Consider the following 2,132-nt stretch of genomic DNA (forward strand, 5'->3'; position numbering starts at 1 on the left):
TTAATCTCTACTGTTTTATTTTCGATTCCGGAATTATTCAATCTTAAAAACACTTCTCCATCAACTACGCGGTCATAGAAGGTTTCCAGTTTATCTACTTTTTTCTGGATGAAATCGATAAGCTTCTGATCGGCATCGAAGTGAATTGAATGCATTTGTAACTTCATAGTAGTAAAGTTTAAAAGATTAGAAAATGTTAAGCCTTAGGGTGCGCCTGGTCAAAGACCTTCTTCAGTTTATCGAGCGAATTATGCGTGTAGACTTGTGTTGCGGCCAGGCTTGTATGCCCCAACAGATCCTTAACGGCATTGAGCTCGGCTCCCTTGTTCAGGAGGTGCGTAGCAAACGTATGGCGCAATACGTGGGGACTACGCTTTTCAATAGTCGTAAATAGATTTAAGTATTTTTTTACTGTTCTGTAGATCACCATAGGATAGCAAGCTTCTCCATTGTCTGTAACGAGCAACTCACCTCCTGCGTTTTGCAAACCCTGACTATTTTTTGCTGCCAGGTACTGTTCTATCACACGCTCCAAGCTAACAGAAAAAGGGATCACTCGTTCCTTGTTCCTCTTGCCCAAAACCTTGAGCGTTCTGTTAGTAAAGTTTATATCTGTAGTCTTTAACGAAATCAGTTCCGATAATCGTATGCCGGTTCCATATAGAAGTTCCAATATCAGCCTGTCACGGCTGCCACTGAAATCCGGACTGAACTCACACTGATCTAATAACCTGGTAATATCATTCTCCTGCACGAACTGCGGTAGCTGCTTATTGGTTTTCAATACCCTGATTTTGAGCATAGGATCCTTTACAATGTGCTCCCTTCTCAAAAGGAACTTATAGAACGATCTTAAGCAGGCTATTTTTCGGTTTACGGTGCGGGCATCCATCCCCCCGTCTACAAGGCTGACTATCCAGCTACGCACTACTCCGTGGTTGGCTGTACCAGCAGTGATTTCAGGAAAATTACTTTGGATGAATTCTTCGAATTGGCTTAAGTCATTTTCATACGAAGTGATCGTATGTTTACTGTAGCGCTTTTCGTACTGAAGGTATTTAAGGAAGGTTTCCCGCATAAAAAATTAGTACTACTCAATTGAACCTGAGTAGTACTAATTTAATAAATTCAAACGGGAATAAATAGCTGATTAATAATTTTCTTCAGCGTATTTCTTCTGTCTATATTTTGCTCTAATTATTTCAGATCTTCTCTGAACAGAAGGCTTCTCATAGAAAGTTCTACTTCTAAGTTCTTTCAAAACGCCTGTTTTTTCGAACTTCTTTTTAAATCTCTTTAGAGCTTTCTCGATTGACTCGTTTTCTTTTACGTTAACTACGATCATTTTTTATACACCTCCTTTCAAATGAACTGCAAAATTAGGAAAAATATTATTGACTAACAAATTAATTAAAATCAACCGGCTGTCCAGCTACCTGTGCTGCTTACCGCACCTGATTCATCATAATAAGTCCAGTTGCCGCTTCCATCTGCATTCCAGATGTACTCTACCTGAATTACGTTGTTATCATAACTCTTTATGTACCCAGATCCATCGGCCAGTACCTCAAATATGAATGAGTACCCCCATGAAGGGTAGTTATACTCACCATAAATACTTCCATCATTTCTGATCTCATACTCATAGGTAAGTATTTCGACACGAGCATCAGCCTCAAAATCCAACATTACAAATGAGCCGGATTTTCCATCTTTAGCCTGAGTGCCTTCAAACCATTTGTAATATGGGCCACCGGCCTCTTTGAAGAAGATTTCAAAGAAGTATGAATCGCTCAGCTCGGTAATCTGGTAAGCTACAGCTCCACCCTGATATGACCACTCATAGGTTACAGAATTGGCATCCATACGTCCATTCGCAGCTTCAATAGGGCTACTCAGCTTTGTAGCGCCGTCAGGTATGGTAAATAGAGAGCTGTAGGCACCAATACTTGAGGTCATGCTTTCAATCATGCTGCTTACGGCCTGGGCTTCTGAACTGCTTGAATTTTTCAAGCCCTCAGGGATAACAACTTTAGTCTCTTCGCTGAATACAGCAAGCTCCACTTCTTCTAAAGAAGGTTCAGGATCATCCTTATCGCCACACGAAACAGCTACGAGAGCCAGGCAAAACA

General features: G+C 40.8%; 4 protein-coding genes. All 4 read right to left on the reverse strand.

Annotated features, from left to right (window positions below; translation table 11 throughout):
- Window positions 1-167 (reverse strand): HPF/RaiA family ribosome-associated protein (locus tag E1163_RS31105; RefSeq protein WP_246223452.1); only part of this gene is annotated, 167 nt, incomplete at its 3' end.
- Between the two features lie 29 nt (window positions 168-196).
- A complete protein-coding gene (locus tag E1163_RS00855) occupies window positions 197-1,078 on the reverse strand; it encodes a tyrosine-type recombinase/integrase (RefSeq protein WP_155168635.1) in 882 nt (293 codons plus the stop codon).
- 72 nt (window positions 1,079-1,150) lie between these two features.
- Window positions 1,151-1,345 carry a 30S ribosomal protein S21 gene (gene rpsU, locus E1163_RS00860; RefSeq protein WP_155168636.1) on the reverse strand — a complete coding sequence of 65 codons (195 nt, stop codon included), beginning with the start codon at window positions 1,343-1,345 and terminating at the stop codon, window positions 1,151-1,153.
- Between the two features lie 71 nt (window positions 1,346-1,416).
- On the reverse strand, window positions 1,417-2,132 hold a 716-nt coding region (locus tag E1163_RS30260; protein WP_185155904.1), incomplete at its 5' end, for a hypothetical protein.

The sequence above is a fragment of the Fulvivirga kasyanovii genome, assembly GCF_009711405.1.
Taxonomy (GTDB): Bacteria; Bacteroidota; Bacteroidia; order Cytophagales; family Cyclobacteriaceae; genus Fulvivirga; species Fulvivirga kasyanovii.

Excerpts from the sequence above, each read along its gene's own strand:
- E1163_RS00855 (WP_155168635.1), bottom strand. The coding sequence starts at position 1,078 with ATGCGGGAAACCTTCCTTAAATACCTTCAGTACGAAAAGCGCTACAGT.
- rpsU (WP_155168636.1), bottom strand. The coding sequence starts at position 1,345 with ATGATCGTAGTTAACGTAAAAGAAAACGAGTCAATCGAGAAAGCTCTA.